Here is a 20,086-nt window from a genome sequence, read left to right on the forward strand (position 1 = left end):
TGTCTTGTCAACCCTGAAAAAGCGACCCGGCCTCATGCCGCAGCCGCTTGACAGGAAAATTTACTAATGAAATCAACATCTTGTATTTTTTGCCTCATATTTAGGCAGAGACTGGAAACGCTGAGATATACTGATTTCCCGGTGAGTCGTCCGCAGGTTATCGACATAGTTATCCACAGTTTCCGTGGATAGTCCCGAAGCACTCCAGGCTCCTGCACGGGACCGATTGAGTCGGAACCGGCACCTCCGCTCGCCGGTTGACGGCAGCGGTTGACCGACCGTGGAAAACCGCCAACATACCGCCCATCATGGCAGCAGATCAGACCGTACAGCCCACGCCCGATATCACCGAGCCCGATATCACCAAGACGGTGGAACCCGCAGCGTCCCCCGCTCCGGCGGCCCGCCGTCGCGCGAGCGCGGGCAACCTGGCGCAGGGGGCCGAGGTGATCCGGGGATATCTCCGGACGCTGCCGAACAGCCCCGGCGTCTACCGGATGATGAACGAGGCCGGCGACGTGCTGTATGTCGGCAAGGCCAAGAACCTGAAGAAGCGCGTGGTCAACTATACCCACGTGATGAAGCTGCCCAACCGTCTGCAGCGGATGGTGGCGGAGACGACGACCATGGAGTTCGTCACGACCCACACCGAGGTCGAGGCGCTGCTGCTGGAGTCGAACCTGATCAAGCGGCTGATGCCGCGCTACAACGTGCTGCTGCGGGACGACAAGTCCTTCCCCTACATCAAGATCACCCGCGACCACGACTATCCCCAGCTGACCAAGCATCGTGGGGTCCGCGACAAGGCGGCCGACTATTTCGGCCCGTTCGCGTCGGGCAGCGCGGTGAACCGGACGGTGACCGCCCTCCAGCGCGCCTTCCAGCTCCGCAACTGCGCCGACACGGTCTATGCGACCCGGACCAGGCCCTGCCTGCAATACCAGATCAAGCGCTGCACGGCGCCCTGCGTCGGCCGGGTGACGCCCGAGGAGTACCAGGCCCAGGTGGCCCAGGCGCGCGCCTTCCTGTCGGGCAAGAGCCGCGACATCCAGGCGGAGTTCGCCCGGCAGATGCAGGCCGCGGCGGAAGCGCTCGACTTCGAGACCGCCGCCCGCTACCGCGACCGCATCCGGGCCCTGACCGCCACCCAGGCGCACCAGGACATCAATGTCGAGGGGGTCGAGGACGCCGACGTGATCGCCTGCCACCAGGACGGCGGTTCCACCTGCATCCAGGTGTTCTTCTTCCGGGGCGGCAGCAACTACGGCAACCGCGCCTATTTCCCCAGCCACGACCGGAACCTGGAGCTGTCGGAGGTGCTGGGCTCCTTCATCAGCCAGTTCTACGACAACAAGCCCGCTCCCCGCCTGATCCTGGTCAGCCAGGAGCCGGCGGAGCAGGAGCTGATCGCCGAGGCGCTGAGCCTGCGCGCCGGCCACAGGATCGACCTGGTCGAGCCCAAGCGCGGCGACAAGAAGCGCCTGGTCGACCACGCGCTGGTCAATGCCAGGGAGGCGCTGGGCCGCCGGCTGTCGGAGAGCGCGTCGCAGGCCCGCCTTCTGGAAGGCGTCGCCGAGGCTTTCGGGCTGGACTCGGTGCCGGAGCGGATCGAGGTCTACGACAACAGCCACATCCAGGGCACCAACGCGATCGGCGGCATGATCGTCGCCGGGCCGGACGGCCTGATGAAGAACAGCTACCGCAAGTTCAACATCCGCTCCGACATAGCGCCGGGCGACGACTACGGCATGATGCGGGAAGTGCTGACCCGCCGCTTCTCCCGCGCGCTGAAGGAGGACCCGGAGCGCGAACGCGGCACCTGGCCCGACCTGGTGCTGATCGACGGCGGCCAGGGACAGCTGAGCGCCGCCATGGAGGTGTTCAACGACCTGGACATCACCGACCTGGCGGTCGTGTCGATCGCCAAGGGTCCCGACCGCAACGCCGGGCGGGAACGTTTCTTCATGCCCGGCCGGCCGCCGTTCGGGATGGACCCGAAGGATCCGGTGCTCTATTTCCTGCAGAGACTGCGCGACGAAGCCCACCGTTTCGCCATCGGCACCCATCGGGCACGCCGGACGAAGGCGATCGGCCAGTCGGTGATCGACGAGATTCCGGGAATCGGGCCGTCGCGCAAGAAGGCCCTGCTGCACCATTTCGGATCGGCCCGGGGCGTCGAACGGGCCGGCCTTGCCGATCTGGAGGCAGTCGAGGGGATCAACCGGACGGTGGCGAAAAAGATTTATGACCACTTCCATCCAGACGGCTAGAATGCCGCTCCAGCCGCCGGGCCGACCCAGGTCCGCCGGAACGCCGCCAATCAGAGCCTTTTGTCATGCTGACCAGCCTGCCCAATCTTCTGACACTCTCACGGATCATCGTCATCCCGATCATCATCGGGCTGTTCTTCGTCCGTGAGCACTGGGCGGCCTGGACCGCGTGCGCCCTGTTCGCCCTGGCCGCGATCACCGACTATTTCGACGGCTACCTGGCGCGGAGCTGGTCGCAGGTGTCGATCGTCGGCAAGTTCCTCGACCCGATCGCCGACAAGCTCCTGGTCGCCGCCGTGCTGTTCATGCTGGTGGCGGTGGACAAGCTGAGCGGAATCTCGGTGCTGCCGGCCGTCCTGATCCTGCTGCGGGAGGTGCTGGTCTCGGGCCTGCGCGAGTTCCTGGCCGGGATCCGCGTCGGCATGCCCGTCAGCAAGCTCGCCAAATGGAAGACCGCGATCCAGATGGTGGCCCTCGGCATCCTGATCGTCGGCAACGACGGCCCGTCCGGCGTGCCGGTCCAGGCGATCGGCGAGATGGGCCTGTGGGCCGCCGGGCTGCTGACCCTGATCACCGGCTGGGACTACATGCAGGCTGGCTGGAAGCACATGAACGAGGAACGGGAACCCGAGCCGGAAGCGGTGCCCCGCCCGGCCCAGCCGCACGGCGCCAACACGGCGCGCAGCGCGGGCTGAGACCGGAACCGGACGGCTGAAGCCACATCAGGAACGATCGCCATGAAGCTGCTCTATTTCGCCTGGCTGCGGACCAAGACCGGGATCACCCAGGAGGAGGTGGCGCCGCCCGAGCATGTGCGCGACGTGGCGTCCCTGGTCGAGTGGCTGCGCACCCGCGGCCCCCAGTTCGCGGACGCCTTCGCGAACGCCGCCGTCATCCGGGTGGCGGTCAACCAGGAGTACGCCCGCCCCGACCATCCGCTCCGCGCCGGGGACGAGGTGGCGCTCTTCCCGCCCGTGACGGGGGGCTGAAGGCATGGCGATCCGCGTCCAGCGGGAGGATTTCGACGTCGGCGCCGAACTGGCGGCCCTGACCGAAGGCAACCACGGCATCGGCGGAGTCACCAGCTTCGTCGGCCTCGTGCGCGAGATGGGCGGCGGGCCGAGCGCCATGACGCTGGAACACTATCCGGGCATGACGGAACGCCAGCTGGCCGGGATCGAGGACGAGGCGAGGCGCCGCTGGCCGCTCCAGGCGGTGCTGATCATCCATCGCTACGGCCGCCTGGAGCCCGGCGACAGGATCGTGCTGGTCGCCACCGCCAGCGCCCACCGCGAGGCCGCCTTCGAGAGCTGCCACTTCCTGATCGACTGGCTGAAGACCCGCGCGCCCTTCTGGAAGCTGGAGGAAAACTCCGAGGGCAGCCGCTGGGTAGAGGCGAAGGAGGACGACGATGCCGCGGCGGCGCGCTGGGTCCTTCGGACGGCGCCGGAGGGTGGATCGTCCTGAACCTGCCACCCGTATCCGTCCTCGGCATAGGCCATTCCTTAGAATGCGCCCGACACTTCGTATGACTGGTAATTTTGCCGCACTGACATCATATTAATTTTGAGCTAACCCTTTCGATAGAGGATCCTGGGCAGCCAACCGGGAACTTACAACAGATCGAAAGGGACCACCCATGTTCCAGCGCGATGGTGCGGGCAACAAGAGCAGCTTTTTCGGCAAGGCCGTCCAAACCGCCGCAGCCCTGGTGCTGTGCGCCGGGTTGTTCGCCGCTGGCACCGCCCGGGCCGATATCCGGATCGTCACCGGCGTCCTGCCCCCGCTGACCGACGACTCGGGGACCGACAAGGGCTTCCTGTACGACGTCGTCGAGGAGATCAAGAAGCTGGTGAAGGTTTCGGCCCCGATCGAGATGATGCTCTGGACCGACGCGTCGAAGATCGCCCAGAACGAAGCCAACATCGTGATCTTCCCGCTGACCCGGACGCCGCAGCGGGAGAACAGCTTCCGCTGGATCACCAAGATGTTCGACATGAAGCGGTCCTTCACCACCCTGCCGGGCGCGGCGCCGATCAACACGCCGGAGGAGGCCAAGAAGGTCGCCTCGATCGGCGTGCTGGAGCGCAGCTCCTCCCAGACCTTCCTGAAGGAATACGGGCTGACCAACACCGTCGAGTTCCCGTCCAACAAGGCCCTGGTGGAAGGGCTGGCCGCCGGCAAGGTCGTGTCGATCTACGGCATCAACCCGATGACCGTCAGCGAGTGGCGCGGCATCGGCCGCAAGGACCAGTTGGTGTTCGGCACCCCGGTGGAAATCACCGGCTCCTTCATCGGCACCAGCCTCAAGGGCGACCTGGTCAAGATCGAGGAGTGGCAGTCGGCCTTCGAGGTGATCCAGCAGGACGGAACCTTCGACCGGCTGCTCGCCAAGTACGGCCTGAACTGACCGCGCGCAACGACGATACCCCTTCGGTCCCCGCTCGCGCGGGGGCCGGTTTCGTTTTTACAGTTGCACCGACATAGTCTGCCGTAGGTCGGCCTCGGCCGAAGGCCGACGCCGACATCATGGCCGAAACGTCGATTTGGAGCGTCCGCGTTCGTCCTTGCGGGCGAAGGCCGATTTACGATGCTCCGGGCCGCCATGCGAAGCGCGCATCGGGACCCCGTTCAGCAGAGCCTGCCGTCCTGGTGGGTATCCATGAAGTGCCGGAGCACCAGCTTCAGGCGGGCGACGTTCCGCATGTCGCCCCGTTCCTGCGCATGCCTGATGTCGTCGAGGATGATCCCCTTGATGCAGGTCTCGCCGTCGGGCCGGTGCAGGAGATAGTTTCCCATTTCCAGGGCGATCATCTCCGGCACGTGCTCGTGCTCGGCAATGGCCAGGATTTCGTTTTCGGTCAGTTCACTGAGCGCGATGCAGTCCTCTATCGTGATCATGTCTTGGAACTCCTCCGGTATGTCGCCCCTGTTGTCCGGGGCTTTTGGATTATTCGCGTCCGCCTCGCCGTTCCTCCGCGCCGGTCTCCTCAGTGCGCCATCAGGACCGGCAGTCCGGGATGGGACAGGACGTGCCGGGTCACGCCGCCGAGGATCATCTCGCGGACCCGGCTGTGGCCGTAACCGCCCATGACCAGCAGGTCGGCCTCCAGTTCGCCGACGCGGGCGATCAGGGCGGCGCCGACCGACTCCTTCGCCGGCCGGATCGTGTCGACCATGGGCTGGATGCCGTGCCAGGCGAGATAGTCCGCCAGGCGGGCAGCCTCTTCGGCGGAGGTGACGGCGGTATCGGCCGTGACGATGCGGACCGACGCGGCCCGGATCAGGAAAGGCATGGCCGCCGCGACCGCGCGGGCGCATTCGGCCCCGCCGTTCCAGGCGATCGCGACCGTCCCGCCGATCTTGGCCGGCGGCCGTTCCGGGGCCAGCAGCAGCGGCCGGGCCGAACCGAGCAGGGTCGCTTCAAGCGTCACCGAAAGCCGGCTGTCGCCGATCCCCGCCGTCTGCGGAAAGACGACCAGATCGGCCAGCCGCGCCTCGTGGGGGATCACGTCCTCCATCACGCCGGTCACCGTCCGCATCCGGCCCGATGCCATGCCCGGACCGGGAGCGGACTGCACCAGGGCCGCCTGGGCGGCCGCGCGCGCCGCCTCGAAATGCTTCCGGGCGATCTCGGCGTCGGCGGCGAATTCCTGCTCGGCCGCCTTCATGATCTCCTCGATCATGACCCCGGACAGCCCGTCGCCCAGCATCGGAACCATGTCGCGCGGGTCGCCGCCCACATGCAGCGCCTCGACATGGGCATCGAACGTCTTGGCGACGGAGAAGCCCATCGCGAGGACCGAGCGGTCGCAGTCGCGGCCGATCAGTGGCACCAGGATTTTTCGGAGCATTCCAGTCTCTCCCTCGATCGGGGAACCCTTATGGTTAGCGCAAGACTAAGACCGTCGGCCACGCTCCACAATGATGCACATCAATTCGCGCAGACAATCTTGCCCCCGGGGCATGTATCCGTGCCGCCCTCCATTCAGTGGTAATTATACGATAATTTTCTCTATATTTGATATCACCGATCCCGTATCACCGACCGACGAGATGCGATGCCAGGTCAGCGGCTCAATTTCATAAAGAAGCTGGCGGCGCACCACGGCCTCGTCCGCGTCCGACGCATCGCCGGTCCGCAATCTCACCCGGGCCGCCAGGGTATCGGCGTCCGCCTCCAGCCAGATGCCCCGGAACGGCACGCCGGCGTCCCGCGCCGCCGCCTCCAGGTCGGTCCGCTCCTCCGGCCGGGCATTGACGGCATCGACGATAACGGCGTGCCCGGCCCGGACGATGCGCCCGGCGCGCTCCAGCAGTCCGGCATAGACCCGGCGGGTCACCTCTCCGGAATAGGCCTCGGCCGGCAGCCGCTCGGTTTCCGACACGCCGAAGAGTTGCTTCCGCAGCACGTCGCTGCGCAGGACCACCGCTCCCGGCGCCGGGCCGATGCCTGGCGCCAGGGCGCGTGCGACCGTCGTCTTGCCGGTCCCGGACAGGCCGCCGAGCGCCACCATCATGGGCTCCGGGGGTTGGATCGCCCTCACGGCATGGTCCAGGTAGGACGCGGCCTCGGCATGGGCCGCCGCCGGATCGGGCTGCGCCGCGGCGCCGCTCGCCAGCACCTTGGCCCGGACGGCCGCGCGGGCGGACAGGAACAGCGGCAGCAGCGCCAGCCCGTCGCAGTCGCCCGTCAGTTCCAGCATCCGGTTCAGCAGCGTATTGGCCAGCGGGCGGAGCCCGCGATGCTCCAGGTCCATCAGCAGGAAGGCCAGATCGTACAGCACGTCGACGACGGCGATGTCGTCGTTGAACTCCACGCAGTCGAACAGCGTCGGCCGGCCGTCGACAAGGCAGATGTTCCGCAGATGCAGGTCGCCGTGGCAGAACCGGACGAAGCCGCCATCGCGCCGCCGGTCCAGCAACCCGCCGAGCCGGTCGAGCGCGGCGGTCGAGGCCGTACCGAGTGCCCGGACACAGTCGGGCGGGAAGTCGTCCGGCCGTTCCGCCAGTTCCGCGATATTGTCCTCGACCACCCAGCGCATGGCACCGGCCCCGCCGCGGTCGGTGACCACCTCGGCCCCGGCGTGGAAGGCCGCGATCGTTTCCGCGAGATCGCGCATCAGCCCGGCGGTGAGCGCGCCGCGGTCGGCCATGCGGTCGAACAGGGTGTCCTGGTCCAGCCGAGCCATCGCCACGACCCAGTCGGCCGGGACGCCGGGTTCCGATACGGACGCCCCGATCCCGCCCAGGGCGAGCGAGCCGTCGGGCCGCCGCAGCACCGGGGCGATCCCGAGATAGACCGAGGGCGCCGTGCGCCGGTTCAGCCGCACCTCCGCCTCGCAGGCGGCGCGCCGGCGCTCGACCGTGCCATAGTCCATATAGGGAAACCGGACCGCGCGCTTCAGCTTGTAGACGCGATCACCGGCCAGGAAGACGATGCTTCCATGGGTATCGACTCGCTCGACCGCGGCGCCCCCGTGGGTGCCCGGGGCGGACAGGAACTCCACGACGGCGGCCTGGTCCGAAGGGGCGGGATCATGGGTCATGCCCCAGTCTACCAGCCGCCTCGCCCGGTATGGAAGGCGCAGGCGGGGTGGGGCGCCGGCCCTTGCCGCACCGCGGCGGGCGTTTCCATAAAGCATGGCCCTTAACCGTTGACAGGCGAATCGGTCCGACGCATCGTTCCCGTACCGCGGCGCAGCACCTTCGGCGCGCCGTCCCGCCTGGACCAAGCTTCCCCGGAAGCCCCGACCCCGGAAGCCTCGACATGGGAGAGACCGACGCCATGCCACGGCGCCCCCTCGCACCCGTTGCCGGTGCCGTCCCGGGCCGCAACCGCCCCACGAAAGCCCGCAAGATGCCTCAGGACGCCCCGGTCTCCGCCCTCGCCCCCATTCCGGACGTCCCCGTGCCGCCCGCGCCCGGCCCGGCGCCGGAACCCGGCCCGACATCGCGATCCGGCCGATCGCCCATGGCGGACCTGCGCTGGCCTCTGCTGACCGCCGACGCCTGCTTTCCCGCGGGAAGCGCATCCCCTGCCGACCTCGCCGCCCTGACGGCGGAACTGGGCGAGGCCTTGAGGCGGTTCTCCGCCGCGACCGACGACGATCCGTTCAGCAACCCGGTGCAGCGGGTGGCGCTGGAGCTGTCGCGCAAGATCGAGGACGGCTCGGTCTCCTACGCGACGCTGGAGCAGCTGATCCAATACCTGTCGGCCGACGGCTTCATCGGCCGCGCCGCCCGCCTGTCGCGCTATGTCGGGGAGATGGATCCCGAGGCCAACGCCGCGTCCCTGGCCGCCCGGATCCGCTCGCTGGCGGTACCGCCCGGCGTCGGGAAGCCGGTGCCGTTCGAGGCGTTCCGCACCCAGGTGGAGCGCGAGCTGTTCGGCATCGTCATGACCGCGCACCCGACCTTCAACCTGTCGGGCGAGCTGATGGAGCTGCTGACCACCCTGGCGTCGGGCCGGGCCGGCGACGGCACGCCGCTGTCGGACTCGACCCGCGCCGAGCTGGTCGAGCATATGGCCGGACTGGCCCACCGTCCCGACGACGACCTGAGCCTGACCCGGGAACACACCCTGTCGCTGATCGCGATCGGCAACGTCCAGGCGGCGCTGCGCCGGCTCTACGGGATCGTCTACGCCGTCGCGGAGGAGGTCTATCCCGAGCGCTGGACCGAGCTGACGCCCAAGATGATCACGGTCGCCAGCTGGGTCGGCTACGACCTGGACGGGCGGTCGGACATCCGCTGGACCGACACGCTGCGCAAGCGCCTGATCGTCCAGGTCGGCCAGCTCCGCCACTACCGGGAGGAGGTCCGCGCGGTCCGCAGCCTCGCCTCGGCCGGGGAGGAGATCCGCCACACCCTGGACCTGCTGGAATCGCGGCTGGCGCTGGCGATCAACGAGGTGACCGACGAGATCGGCGTGTTCGGCCAGGACCCCGGCGAGGCCGGCGCCCTGCCCCACATCCAGCGCATCGCCCAGCGCATGCATGACGGCATCTCGCTGCGGCTGATCGACAATTCCCAGGCGATCGGCCTGATCGACCGCATCATCCGGCTGGCTACCTCGGGCGGCACCGACCGCGACCCGGCGATCCGCCGGCTGTGCACCCTGCGGGCGGAGCTGGCGAACTACGGCCTGGGCATGGCGCACACCCATGTCCGGATCAACGCGACCCAGCTGCACAACGCGATCCGCAAGACCGTCGGGATGGAGACGGCGCCCGACGACCCGCGCTACCGCCAGTCCTACCTGGCGGCGCTGAACGAGTTGCTGGACAAGGTCAGGCCGCAGACGATCAATTTCGGCTCGATCATGTCGGAGCGGACCTCGGCCAAGCGGCTGTTCATGATCGTGGCGCAGATGCTGAAATACGCCGACGCCACCACTCCCGTCCGGTTCCTGATCGCCGAGTGCGAATCCGCCTTCACGCCTCTGACCGCGCTCTACTACGCCCGCCTGTTCGGGGTCGCGGACAAGATCGACATCAGCCCGCTGTTCGAGACCGAGAAGGCGCTGGAACTGGGCAGCCGGGTGATCGACCAGCTGCTGGAGAACCCGCACTACCGGGCCTATGTCCAGGCGCGCGGGCGGCTGTGCATCCAGACCGGCTTCTCCGACGCCGGGCGCTACCTCGGGCAGACGCCGGCCTCCGCCTCGATCGAGCGGCTGCGGCTGCGCATCGCGCGGCTGTTCCCGAAGCACGGCCTGACCGGAGTGCAGCTGGTGATCTTCGACACCCACGGCGAGTCGATCGGCCGCGGCGCCCATCCCGCCGGGTTCGAGGAGCGGCTGAGCTACACCGCGACCCCCTATTCGCTGGAGTTCCTGGCCGACAGCAAGGTGGACTTCAAACAGGAGGTCAGCTTCCAGGGCGGCGACGGCTTCCTCTATTTCGTCACGCCCGCCGGCGCCTTCGCCGTGGTCACCCGGATCCTGGAGCACATGTTCGGCGACCGGGGCGACGCCCGGAGCGACCCGTTCTACGAGGACCCGGACTACATCACCGAGTTCTTCACCACCGTGAAGGAATTCCAGGTCTCGCTGGTGAGGAACCCGGACTACGCGACGCTGCTGGGCGCCTTCGGCACCAACCTGCTGTTCCCGTCGGGCAGCCGGGCGATCAAGCGCCAGCACGACAGCGCCGACGACAGCGAGCAGGCCTCGGTCAGCCAGATCCGCGCGATCCCGCACAACGCGATCCTTCAGCAGCTGGGCCTGCCGGCCAACACGATCAGCGGCGTCGGCGAGGCGATCGGCAAGGATCCGGAGCGGTTCCGGCAGCTCTATGCCCGGTCCAGCCGGTTCCGCCAGCTGATCGGCATGGTCGAGTACGGCGCCGCGATCGCGTCGCCCGACGCGCTGCGGGCCTATGTGGACACGCTCGATCCCGGGCTGTGGCTGCTGCGCGCGGCCAAGACGCCGGACAAGGCCCGGGCGGAGGAGATGCGGCGGCTGGCGCGCTACCTGGAGGACACCCAGCTCCACGCCCGCCAGACCAAGGTCGGCCGAAGGCTGTTCGCCGACTATTGCCTGCTGCGCGACGGGCTGGGGCAGATCGAGGGCGGCGGCTGCGGGGCGCTGGTGACCCCGGCGGCGCGGGAGCAGCTGGCCATCCTGCACGCGGTCCGGATCGCGTTGATCCACGAGATCTTCCTGCTGGCGACCCATATCCCGCAGTTCAGCAGCCAGCACAACACGACCCACGCCCGGCTGATGACGCGGGTGCTCCACCTGGACATCCCGACCGCCGTCAGCCAGCTGGAACGCATATTCCCCGCGACGACCGACGCCGCGGTGACCGGCGATTTCGGGGAACGAGCAACCTATGCGAGCGACGAGAGTCAGAACTACCAGCGGGAGAACGAGAACATCTTCAAGCCGATGACCGGCCTGTACGAGCTGATGCGCCGGGTCAGCGTCGGCGTCGTCCACCGCATCGGCTTCTTCGGCTGAGGGGGCTTCCGCCGGGGGGGGTGCGGTCGGCAACTTCCCAGTCCGCCCGGCGTTGATGCGGGATCTGGTCAGCGTCGGGAGGTCCGCCATTTCCACCTCGAATCTACTGCTCGCCCTGGTGCTCCTGGCCGCCGGGCTCACGGCTCTCTACGCGCTGGCGCGCGGGCTGCTGTGGCTTGTCCGCCGGGGCGCCCAGCGGCTCCAGGGACCGGTGAGGGTGTCGCGGCACTGGGTGCGCGAACGCCCCGTGGTGACGCTGCTCGAAAGCCGCTTCCCGCGCGCGTTCCGCTTCGTCAAGGCGCGGCTGAGCACCCGCCCGTTCACGGGACTGCCGCTGACCCTGCTGGTGATCTTCGCGATCTATCTGGTGGCCCTGTTCGGCGGCCTGGTGCAGGAACTGCACGAGGCCGAGGAGCTGGTGGCGATGGACAACGCCGTGGACCGCTGGTTCGACGCCCACCGGGTCGAGCCCTTCATCGGGGCCATGGTCTGGCTGACCCTGTGGGGCCAGGGGCCGACCATCACCATCGTCGGGCTGGTTGCGTCGCTGCTGTGGTGGAGCAGCAGCCGCGGCCATCTGGTCGTCCCGTTCTGGATCTGCCTGGTCGGGGCCCAGGTGACGACCTGGACCGCCAAATACGTGATCGCGCGCGAGCGGCCCGGCGCCTGGGACCTGCTGGACGAGCACAGCCCGGCCTTCCCCAGCGGCCACGCCACCGCCGCCATCTCCGTCTACGGGTTCATCGCGTACAGTGTCTGGCGCACCATCCAGACCCAGCCGCGCGCCCGCTTCGAGGTGGTGTTCTGGGGGGCCGTGGCGATCATGCTGATCGGCTTCAGCCGGATCTATCTGAGCGTCCATTTCGTCAGCGACGTCGCCAGCGGATATCTGGTTGGCGGCTTCTGGCTGGCGGTCGCCGTGACGGTGACGGAGTGGCGTACGGCCCGGCGCGACGGCAGGCGAACTCCGAATGGTCATGGCGCCGATCGGGGATCCGATCGGGGGCCGCCCCTTGACCTGATCGGGACTTAGACCAAAGTACAGCGTTACAGTCTCGTCGGGGACGCTATTATAGCGTTCCTTACCGCGAAAAGGTGAGGCGAGTGCTGCTCGTAACATCAACCTGGAGAGGATCACGCTATGAAGTGGAAGACCCCGCGCATCGTCGAGATCGCCGTCGGCATGGAAATCAACTGCTACGCCTGCGCTGAGATCTAAGCTATCCGCCCCCGCCTGCGGTTGAAGACTGGATACGGCCGTGAAGATAGTTGTGCTGGGCTCGGCCGCCGGCGGTGGCTACCCTCAATGGAACTGCAATTGCGACACCTGCCGGCGCGCCCGCACCGGTGATCCGGCGGCCAAGCCCCGGACGCAGTCGTCGCTCGCGATCAGCGCCGACGGCGAGCGCTGGTTCCTGCTGAACGCGTCGCCCGACCTGCGCCAGCAGATCCTGAACACACCCCTGCTTCACCCGCGCCACGGCAAGCGGCACAGCCCTATCGCCGGCGTCGTCCTGACCAACGGCGACGTGGACCATATCGCGGGACTGATAAACCTCCGAGAAAGCCAGCCGCTGTCGCTCTACGCGACCTCACGCATCCAAGCGGTGCTGGCCGCCAACAGCATCTTCCAGGTTCTCAACCCGGACCTCGTCGAGCGCCGCACCCTGGCGCTGAACGATCCGGTCGAACTGGTGGGCCCCGACGGCCCCAGCGGCATCCGTGTCGAGATGTTCGCCGTGCCGGGCAAAGTGGCGCTCTACCTGGAGGACGCCGCCCCCGTGCTGGACGGCGAGACCGAGGACACCGTGGGCCTCCGCATCAGCGGCGGCGGCAGGAGCTTCTTCTACGTTCCCGGCTGCGCGAAGCTGACCCCGGCATTGGCCGACCGCCTGCGCGGGGCCGACCTGCTGCTGTTCGACGGCACCCTTTGGCGGGACGACGAGATGGTCCTGAACGGCGTCGGCAGCAAGACCGGCCGCCGCATGGGCCACATGAGCGTGTCCGGCCCCGACGGGTCGCTGGCCGCCTTCGCCGATCTAGGCATCCGGCGCAAGATCTTCATCCACATCAACAACACCAACCCCATCCTGCTGGATGACAGCCCGGAACGCGCCGCCGTCGAAGAGGCCGGCTGGGAAGTGGGGGAAGACGGACGGGAAGTTTCGCCATGACCGAACTGCTGAGCCAGGACCAGCTCGAAGAACGCCTGCGCGCCATCGGCGCCGCGCGCTATCACAGCCTCCACCCGTTCCACCAGCTGCTGCACACCGGCAAGCTGGATTTCGGCCAGGTGCAGGCCTGGGCGCTGAACCGCTACTATTACCAGTGCAATATCCCGATCAAGGATTCGGTCGTGCTGTCCCGCCTGACCAGCGTCGAGGACCGGCGGGCCTGGCGCCAGCGCATCATCGACCATGACGGCACCCAGCCTGGGGAAGGCGGCATCGCCCGCTGGCTGAAGCTGACGGAAGGGCTGAAGCTCGACACCGCCTATGTGGAGAGCTGCGTCGGCATCCTGCCCGCGACCAAGTTCGCGGTGGAAGCCTATGTCCATTTCGTGCGCGATCGGACCGTGCTGGAAGCGGTCGCCTCGTCGCTGACCGAGCTGTTTTCGCCCGGCATCATCCAGAACCGGGTCTCCGGCATGCTGGCGAACTACGATTTCGTCAGCAAGGAAACGCTGGCCTATTTCAACAACCGCCTGACCGAGGCGCCGCGTGACGCCGACTTCGCGCTGGCCTACGTCAAGCGGGAGGCCCGCCGCCCCGACCAGCAGCAGGCGGTGCTGGCGGCGCTGGAGTTCAAGTGCGACGTGCTGTGGGCGCAGCTGGACGCGCTGTACCACGCCTATGTCTCCCCCGGCCACATCCCCCCGGGCGCCTTCGTGCCCGAGCGGCGCTGAGCCATGGCGACGATCACCGAGGAAAACGTGCCGCGCCTGCCGCGGCACGTGAAGTTCCGGTTCGACCAGGCCCGCGAGGCCTGGGTCGTCCTGGCCCCGGAAAAAGTCTTCATGCCCGACGAAATCGCGGTCGAGGTCCTGAAACGCTGTGACGGCGATACCACCTTGAAGGACATCATCGACGATCTGGCGAGGACCTTCGAGGCGGAACGCGACGTGGTCGCCGCCGACGTGGTCGCCATGCTCCAGGACCTGTCCGACAAGGGGATCATCACGACATGAACGCCCTCTCGCCGTCTCCCGCGAAGGACAGCGCCGGCAAGGCTTCTCCGGCGCCGCCGCTGGCGCTTCTGGCCGAGCTGACCCACCGCTGCCCGCTGCAATGCCCCTACTGCTCCAACCCGGTGGAGCTGGAACGCTCCGGCGCGGAGCTGGACACTGCGACCTGGAAGCGGGTGCTGACGGAGGCGGCCGAGCTGGGCATCCTTCAAGTCCATTTCTCCGGCGGCGAGCCGACAGTGCGCAAGGACCTTGCGGAACTGATCCGGCACGCGGCCAAACTCGGCTGCTACACCAACCTGATCACCTCGGGCGTGCTGCTCGACGCGGCCCGGCTGAAGGAACTGTACGACGCCGGGCTGGACCATGTGCAGCTCAGCTTCCAGGACACCGACGTCGGCAGCGCCGAGCGGATCGGCAATTTCGCGGGCGCCCAGGCCCGCAAGCTGGAAGTCGCGCGCCTGATCCGCGAGGCGGACCTGCCGCTGACCGTCAACGCCGTCGTCCACCGGCACAACCTCGGCCGGCTGGAGGAGATGATCCAACTCGCCCTGGACCTGGGGGCGGAGCGGCTGGAGGTCGCCCACGTCCAGTATTACGGCTGGGCGCTGAAGAACCGGGCGGCGCTGCTGCCGACCCGCGAGCAGCTCGACCGGGCGACCGAGGTGGTGACCGAGGCGCGGGAGCGGCTGAAGGGCCGGCTGATGATCGACTATGTCATCCCGGACTATTACGCCAAGCGCCCGAAATCCTGCATGGGCGGCTGGGGCCGCCAGTTCCTCAACGTCTCGCCGGCCGGCAAGGTGCTGCCCTGCCACGCGGCCGAGAGCATCACCGGGCTGGAATTCGACCGCGTCCAGGACCGTCCGCTGGGGGATATCTGGCGAAACTCGGCCGCGTTCCAGGCCTATCGCGGCACCGACTGGATGCCGGAGACCTGCCGGACCTGCGACCGCCGGGAGATCGACTGGGGCGGCTGCCGGTGCCAGGCCTTCGCGCTGACCGGAAAGGCAGACGCGGTCGATCCGGCCTGCGGACTGTCGCCGTTCCACGAAGAGATCTTCGCCCTTGCGGAACGGGAAGCGGGCGCGGTACCCCCGCCCTTCGTCTACCGCCGGATCGGCGGGGCGTGAGTCAGGACTGCGCCGGGACCGGGCAGCGCCGTCCGGTCCAGGGCGGCGGCGCCGGGTCGGTCATGACCCCCTGGGCGCCGATGCCGGCCAGCACGATCTGGTCTTCGGCGACGAGGTCGTAGAACTGGGTATAGCCGCCCTCGAACACGATGGTGAAGCGGGTTCCCAGTTCCTTGTAGGCCGATATCGCGCGTTTCTCGTCGCCGCCGAACGTACTCCACGAGGTCTGGACGCCGTCTTCCCATTGCAGGTAGCCGATGTCGCACCGCGCGCCCCAGCGCCCGCGCAACGGGGCCGGGACGGACGGCGAGCCCGCCACCGCGCGGGCGGCCTCGAAGCGGGAGCGGGCCTCGTCGAGCCGTGACAGCGCGGTCGCGCGGTCGATCGGGTCCGGCGCCCATTCCACCCCTGGCGGCGGCTCGGCGTCGGGGCAGCGGACCAGGGTCGGCCCGCCTTCGTGCGGTCCGGTGCGGCTGCTGAAATAGGAGACCTGCCGGAGCCGGTCCGGGGCCAGCGCGCGGTAGCGCGATTCGGAGGTCCCGTCGAAGACCGTGATGTCCCCACCCTCCGTGCCGTAGAAGACCGGCCCGCCCGAGGCGAGCGCCAGCCGCGCATCGACCAGGACGCTGCTGTCCGGCTGGAAGATCAGGTAGTCGTTGGCGCAGGCCGGCGTGTCCTTCGCCCATTTGCCCAGGATCGGGGACGTGCCGGAAGCCGGTTCGGCAGGAGCCGGTTCGGCGGCCGCAGTCTCCGCCGGAGCCGGGGCCAGAGCCGGGGGCGCGGCGGCCTGGGGCAGCGCCGGCGCCAGGTTCGCGAGACGCGAAGGCTGTTCCGGCGGGCGCGGCGGCGGCCGTTCGGGCAGGTTCAGCAAGGCGGCCCCGAAGATGCCGGAAATCACGAGCCCTGCGCCGATCGCCCTGCCGGCAAGCCGCCGGCCGGGCGGCCAGAGGCGGGGCGCCGCTTTCGGGGCGGCCGCGGACCTGCCGCGGGAAAGCTTGCGCCTGGCGACCGCTCCCGGATCGTCGATCTCCGGTTCCGAACCCAGGCGGAAGGAGCGCGGGCCATCCTCGGCGGCGTCCTCCGGGGAATGCCCTTCCGGCATCGGGGTCAGGTCGAGGACATCGTCGGCATCGATCGCTTCCTGCCCTTCCTCCTCCGGCGCTTTCAGATGCTCCCAGATCACCCGCTCGGGCCTGTCGTCCAGCCCCGGGTCGAACAGCGCGAGCCGCACGCCGTCGTACGGGTACAGCGTCATCAGCGAATAGGCCATGCGCGCGGCGGCGATGTCGTCGGCCATCAGGCACAGGACCGACCACCTGCCTTTCTTCAGCGTCTCGACCGCGAACCTGAACCCGGCGACGTCCATGCCGATTTTCCACCCTTACCCGCGGCAATCCATGCGGCGAGTGTCGCATATTACCTCTATCGAACGCGCTAGAAAAATTGGCGCAGCCATCGGGGTGGCGCACATGCGGCCCGCTGCAATCCTTTATAAAGGGCTAAATTCGTCTCGAATCCCACTATCAATCTTCCCTGGTCCGGCAGACGATCAAGGGCGATTTCCATGGGTATCCGTACAGTCTTCAAGCTCGGCAATGTCTGGGACCAGGGTTTCGCGGCCGAGATCCTGGTGATCAACGACGGCCCGGAGACCGTGACCGACTGGCGTCTGTCGTTCGCAGCGCCCTGGGTCATCCAGTCCTGGTGGAACGTCACCGCGCTGCCCTCGCCGACGGGGGTGACCACCTTCGGCAATGTCGGCATGAACGGGACCCTGGCGCCCGGCCAGAGCGCCAATATCGGCTTCACGGCGCAGGGCACCCCGGCGGAGCCGGTGTTCCTGCCGTCCGCTCCCGGACAGGCCGACGCGATGCCATACCTGACGGTGACCGACGGCTTCGCGGTCGAGGGGGATGCCGGCACCGCGCCGCTGACGTTCGACCTCAGCCTGTCGCAGGCGTCGGCGACGCCGGTCACGGTGCGTTGGGAGACGGCCGCCGGCGGCGCCACCGCCGGGGCCGATTACCGGACCGCCGGCGGCACCGTGACCTTCGCCCCGGGCGAGACGAAGGCTGCCGTCCGGATCGATCTCACCGGCGACACCGCGGCCGAGCTGAACGAGACGCTGCGGCTGGTGGTCAAGTCGGCCGAGGGGGCCGTTCCGGTCCGCTGGCAGGCGACCGGAACGATCCATGACGACGACGGCCCGTCGCCCGCGGCGCCGGGCGTGGTCGCCGACGGCTTCCTGTCCACCCGCGGCAACGAGATCGTCGATGCCGCCGGCACGCCGGTCCGCCTGGCCGCCGTCAATTGGTTCGGCCTGGAGTCCCTGCGCGCCTCGCCGGACGGGCTGGATGTTCGGAACTGGCAGGACATGATGAAGCAGATGGCCGACGCGGGCTTCAACGCGATCCGCCTTCCCTTCTCGTCCGAACTGCTGGACGGCAAGCCTCCGGAAAACATCAGCGGCACCCTCAACCCGGACCTGATCGGGCTCGACGGCCTCGGAATCATCGACAAGATCGTCGAGCATGCCGGGCGGATCGGGCTGCGCATCATCCTCGACCATCACCGCAGCGCCGCCGGCGACGGTCCGAACAAGAACGGCCTGTGGTACGAGGGCGCCCATACCGACCAGGAATGGATCGACGACTGGGTGATGCTGGCCCAGCGCTACAAGGGCAACAGCACCGTGGTCGCCGCCGACCTGCACAACGAGCCGCACGGCCCGGCGACCTGGGGCGACGGCAATTCCGCCACCGACTGGGAAGCGGCGGCCGAGCGGGCCGGCGCGGCGATCCAGGCGGTCAATCCCGACTGGCTGATCCTGGTCGAGGGGATCGAGAGCTACAAGGGAAGCTGGTACTGGTGGGGCGGCAACCTGCAGGGCGTCGCCGACGACCCGGTCGAACTGCCCGTCGCCGGCAAGCTCGTCTACTCCCCCCACGACTATCCCAACTCCGTCCATCCGCAGCCGTGGTTCCAGGGCGACGGCTACGCCGCGGATCTGCAGGACCTGTTCGACACCCAATGGGGCTTCATCGCGCGGCAGAACATCGCCCCCGTGCTGCTGGGCGAGTTCGGCACCAAGCTGAACGACCCGAAGGACCTGGTCTGGCTGTCGAAGCTCACGGCGACACTGAACGGCGATCTGGACGGCGACGGCGCGACCGACGCCGGCCAGCCCACGTCCGGGCTGTCCTGGGCCTGGTGGTCTTGGAACCCGAACTCCACCGATACCGGCGGCATCCTGGACGCCGACTGGCGCACCGTCCTCCCGGAGAAGCTGGCGGCCATCGCCGCCCTCCGCGGCACCGCCTTCGCCGCCGACGACGGTGGCTCCTTCGGCGACGGCCCGGTCGGGCTGACACTTGCCGGAGGCGCCGGGGCCGACCTGCTGCGCGGCGGTGCCGGAAGCGACCTGATCCAGGGCGAGGGCGGCCACGACCGGATCTTCGGCGGTGACGGCGACGACCGCCTCTACGGCGGTACCGGCAACGACCGGCTGGAAGGCGGTGCCGGAAGCGACCTGATCGACGGCGGTCCGGGCATCGACACCGCCGTATGGACGGGTCCCCGCCGACAATACGCCGTGACCTTCGACACGGGCGGCGGAGCGGTGTCCGGGCCGGACGGTGCGGACACCGTGCGCGGGGTTGAGCATCTGGTCTTCGCCGACGGCCGCTACGTGACCGATACCGGGGACACCGCGGCGCAGGTCCACCGGCTCTACGGCGCGGCCCTGGACCGCAGGCCGGACCCCGACGGCCTGCTCGCCTGGAAGGCGGCCCTGGACGCCGGAGCGCTGACGCTCGCCCGGGCGGCCGACGGTTTCATCGGGTCCGAGGAGTTCCGGTTCCACTATGGTCCGCTGGACGACCGGGGCTTCGTGGAACAGCTCTACCGCAACGTCCTCCATCGCGAGGGCGAGGAAACGGGCGTGTCCAACTGGGCCGGCGCGCTGGGCGCCGGCCTCACCCGGGCCGAAGCACTGGTCGGCTTCTCGGAATCGGGGGAGAACGTCCAGCGGACCGCTCCCGTCATCGAGCAGGGACTCTGGCTGCGCGACGATCACGCCGCGGCGGTGGCCCGTCTCTACGACAGCGCGTTCGACCGCCTTCCCGACGCCGGAGGGCTGGTCGCCTGGACGGCGGCGGTCAAGGCCGGCATGACGCTGCACGAGGCCGCCGGAGGGTTCATCGGCTCGAACGAGTTCCAGCAACGCTACGGCGCGGTGGACAACGCGGGGTTCGTCGACCTCCTGTACCGCAACGTGCTGGACCGCCAGGGCGATCCGGACGGCCTGCGGAACTGGACCGGCGCCCTGGACGCCGGCATGACCCGGACCGAGGCGCTGGTCGGTTTCTCCGAATCGGTCGAGCACAAGATGCAGCGGGCTCCGTACATCGACGACGGGATCTGGTTCGCCTGACTGGAATCAGTGTTGTCGCACAATGATTTAGAACAATTCGCCGTAGGTCGGCCTTCGCCCGCCAGGGCGAACGCCGACGCCCTGCATCAACGCTCCGGCCAT

At 68.5% G+C, this 20,086-nt stretch carries 17 protein-coding genes; 13 read left to right on the top strand and 4 right to left on the bottom strand.

Annotated elements, in window-relative coordinates; all coding sequences use genetic code 11:
• The first annotated feature begins 308 nt into the window (after nucleotides 1-308).
• From uvrC to JL101_RS19805, 5 genes are all read left to right on the top strand, one after another.
• The gene (gene uvrC / locus JL101_RS19785; RefSeq protein ID WP_203097685.1) at nucleotides 309-2,270 is read left to right on the top strand and encodes an excinuclease ABC subunit UvrC; all 1,962 of its coding nucleotides are present in this window, start codon (nucleotides 309-311) and stop codon (nucleotides 2,268-2,270) included.
• Nucleotides 2,271-2,335: 65 nt separating this feature from the next.
• On the top strand, nucleotides 2,336-2,965 hold the full coding sequence (gene pgsA, locus JL101_RS19790) for a CDP-diacylglycerol--glycerol-3-phosphate 3-phosphatidyltransferase (RefSeq protein WP_203097684.1): 630 nt from the start codon (nucleotides 2,336-2,338) through the stop codon (nucleotides 2,963-2,965).
• Between the two features lie 42 nt (nucleotides 2,966-3,007).
• Nucleotides 3,008-3,259 (top strand): molybdopterin converting factor subunit 1, encoded by a 252-nt coding sequence (gene moaD, locus JL101_RS19795; protein ID WP_203097683.1) that lies wholly within the window; start codon nucleotides 3,008-3,010, stop codon nucleotides 3,257-3,259.
• 4 nt (nucleotides 3,260-3,263) lie between these two features.
• Nucleotides 3,264-3,737, top strand: coding sequence for a molybdenum cofactor biosynthesis protein MoaE (locus JL101_RS19800; RefSeq protein WP_203097682.1), 474 nt, complete (start codon nucleotides 3,264-3,266; stop codon nucleotides 3,735-3,737).
• A 172-nt stretch (nucleotides 3,738-3,909) separates the two neighbouring features.
• Complete coding sequence (locus tag JL101_RS19805) at nucleotides 3,910-4,680, top strand: substrate-binding periplasmic protein (RefSeq protein ID WP_203097681.1); 771 nt, start codon at nucleotides 3,910-3,912, stop codon at nucleotides 4,678-4,680.
• 221 nt (nucleotides 4,681-4,901) lie between these two features.
• Here JL101_RS19805 and JL101_RS19810 read toward each other — a convergent pair whose 3' ends face one another.
• The 3 genes from JL101_RS19810 to JL101_RS19820 form a co-directional block, all read right to left on the bottom strand.
• The gene (locus JL101_RS19810) at nucleotides 4,902-5,171 is read right to left on the bottom strand and encodes a hypothetical protein (RefSeq protein ID WP_203097680.1); all 270 of its coding nucleotides are present in this window, start codon (nucleotides 5,169-5,171) and stop codon (nucleotides 4,902-4,904) included.
• An 89-nt stretch (nucleotides 5,172-5,260) separates the two neighbouring features.
• Nucleotides 5,261-6,124 carry a universal stress protein gene (locus JL101_RS19815; protein ID WP_203097679.1) on the bottom strand — a complete coding sequence of 288 codons (864 nt, stop codon included), beginning with the start codon at nucleotides 6,122-6,124 and terminating at the stop codon, nucleotides 5,261-5,263.
• 144 nt (nucleotides 6,125-6,268) lie between these two features.
• Nucleotides 6,269-7,819, bottom strand: a complete 1,551-nt coding sequence (locus JL101_RS19820; RefSeq protein WP_203097678.1) for a bifunctional aminoglycoside phosphotransferase/ATP-binding protein — start codon at nucleotides 7,817-7,819, stop codon at nucleotides 6,269-6,271.
• Between the two features lie 311 nt (nucleotides 7,820-8,130).
• Between JL101_RS19820 and JL101_RS19825 the strand changes: the two genes are divergently transcribed.
• The 7 genes from JL101_RS19825 (at nucleotide 8,131) to pqqE (ending at nucleotide 15,552) form a co-directional block, all read left to right on the top strand.
• Entirely contained in the window at nucleotides 8,131-11,235 is a 3,105-nt protein-coding gene (locus tag JL101_RS19825; protein ID WP_203097677.1) for a phosphoenolpyruvate carboxylase, read from the top strand.
• 55 nt (nucleotides 11,236-11,290) lie between these two features.
• Nucleotides 11,291-12,268, top strand: a complete 978-nt coding sequence (locus tag JL101_RS19830; protein ID WP_203097676.1) for a phosphatase PAP2 family protein — start codon at nucleotides 11,291-11,293, stop codon at nucleotides 12,266-12,268.
• 108 nt (nucleotides 12,269-12,376) lie between these two features.
• Entirely contained in the window at nucleotides 12,377-12,454 is a 78-nt protein-coding gene (gene pqqA / locus JL101_RS19835; RefSeq protein WP_084165078.1) for a pyrroloquinoline quinone precursor peptide PqqA, read from the top strand.
• 40 nt (nucleotides 12,455-12,494) lie between these two features.
• On the top strand, nucleotides 12,495-13,409 hold the full coding sequence (gene pqqB / locus JL101_RS19840; protein ID WP_203097675.1) for a pyrroloquinoline quinone biosynthesis protein PqqB: 915 nt from the start codon (nucleotides 12,495-12,497) through the stop codon (nucleotides 13,407-13,409).
• Nucleotides 13,406-14,140 carry a pyrroloquinoline-quinone synthase PqqC gene (pqqC, locus tag JL101_RS19845; RefSeq protein WP_203097674.1) on the top strand — a complete coding sequence of 245 codons (735 nt, stop codon included), beginning with the start codon at nucleotides 13,406-13,408 and terminating at the stop codon, nucleotides 14,138-14,140. The genes pqqB and pqqC overlap by 4 nt, the downstream gene beginning before the upstream one ends.
• Nucleotides 14,141-14,143: 3 nt before the next feature.
• A complete protein-coding gene (pqqD, locus tag JL101_RS19850; protein WP_203097673.1) occupies nucleotides 14,144-14,422 on the top strand; it encodes a pyrroloquinoline quinone biosynthesis peptide chaperone PqqD in 279 nt (92 codons plus the stop codon).
• Complete coding sequence (pqqE, locus tag JL101_RS19855) at nucleotides 14,419-15,552, top strand: pyrroloquinoline quinone biosynthesis protein PqqE (protein WP_203097672.1); 1,134 nt, start codon at nucleotides 14,419-14,421, stop codon at nucleotides 15,550-15,552. Before pqqD ends, pqqE begins: the two co-directional genes overlap by 4 nt.
• Nucleotide 15,553: 1 nt before the next feature.
• Here pqqE and JL101_RS19860 read toward each other — a convergent pair whose 3' ends face one another.
• Nucleotides 15,554-16,918 carry a hypothetical protein gene (locus tag JL101_RS19860; protein ID WP_203097671.1) on the bottom strand — a complete coding sequence of 455 codons (1,365 nt, stop codon included), beginning with the start codon at nucleotides 16,916-16,918 and terminating at the stop codon, nucleotides 15,554-15,556.
• Nucleotides 16,919-17,116: 198 nt separating this feature from the next.
• Here JL101_RS19860 and JL101_RS19865 point away from each other — a divergent pair, with 198 nt between their 5' ends.
• Nucleotides 17,117-19,984, top strand: a complete 2,868-nt coding sequence (locus JL101_RS19865) for a DUF4214 domain-containing protein (protein ID WP_203097670.1) — start codon at nucleotides 17,117-17,119, stop codon at nucleotides 19,982-19,984.
• Nucleotides 19,985-20,086: the final 102 nt, after the last annotated feature.

The sequence above is a fragment of the Skermanella rosea genome (assembly GCF_016806835.2).
GTDB lineage: Bacteria > Pseudomonadota > Alphaproteobacteria > Azospirillales > Azospirillaceae > Skermanella > Skermanella rosea.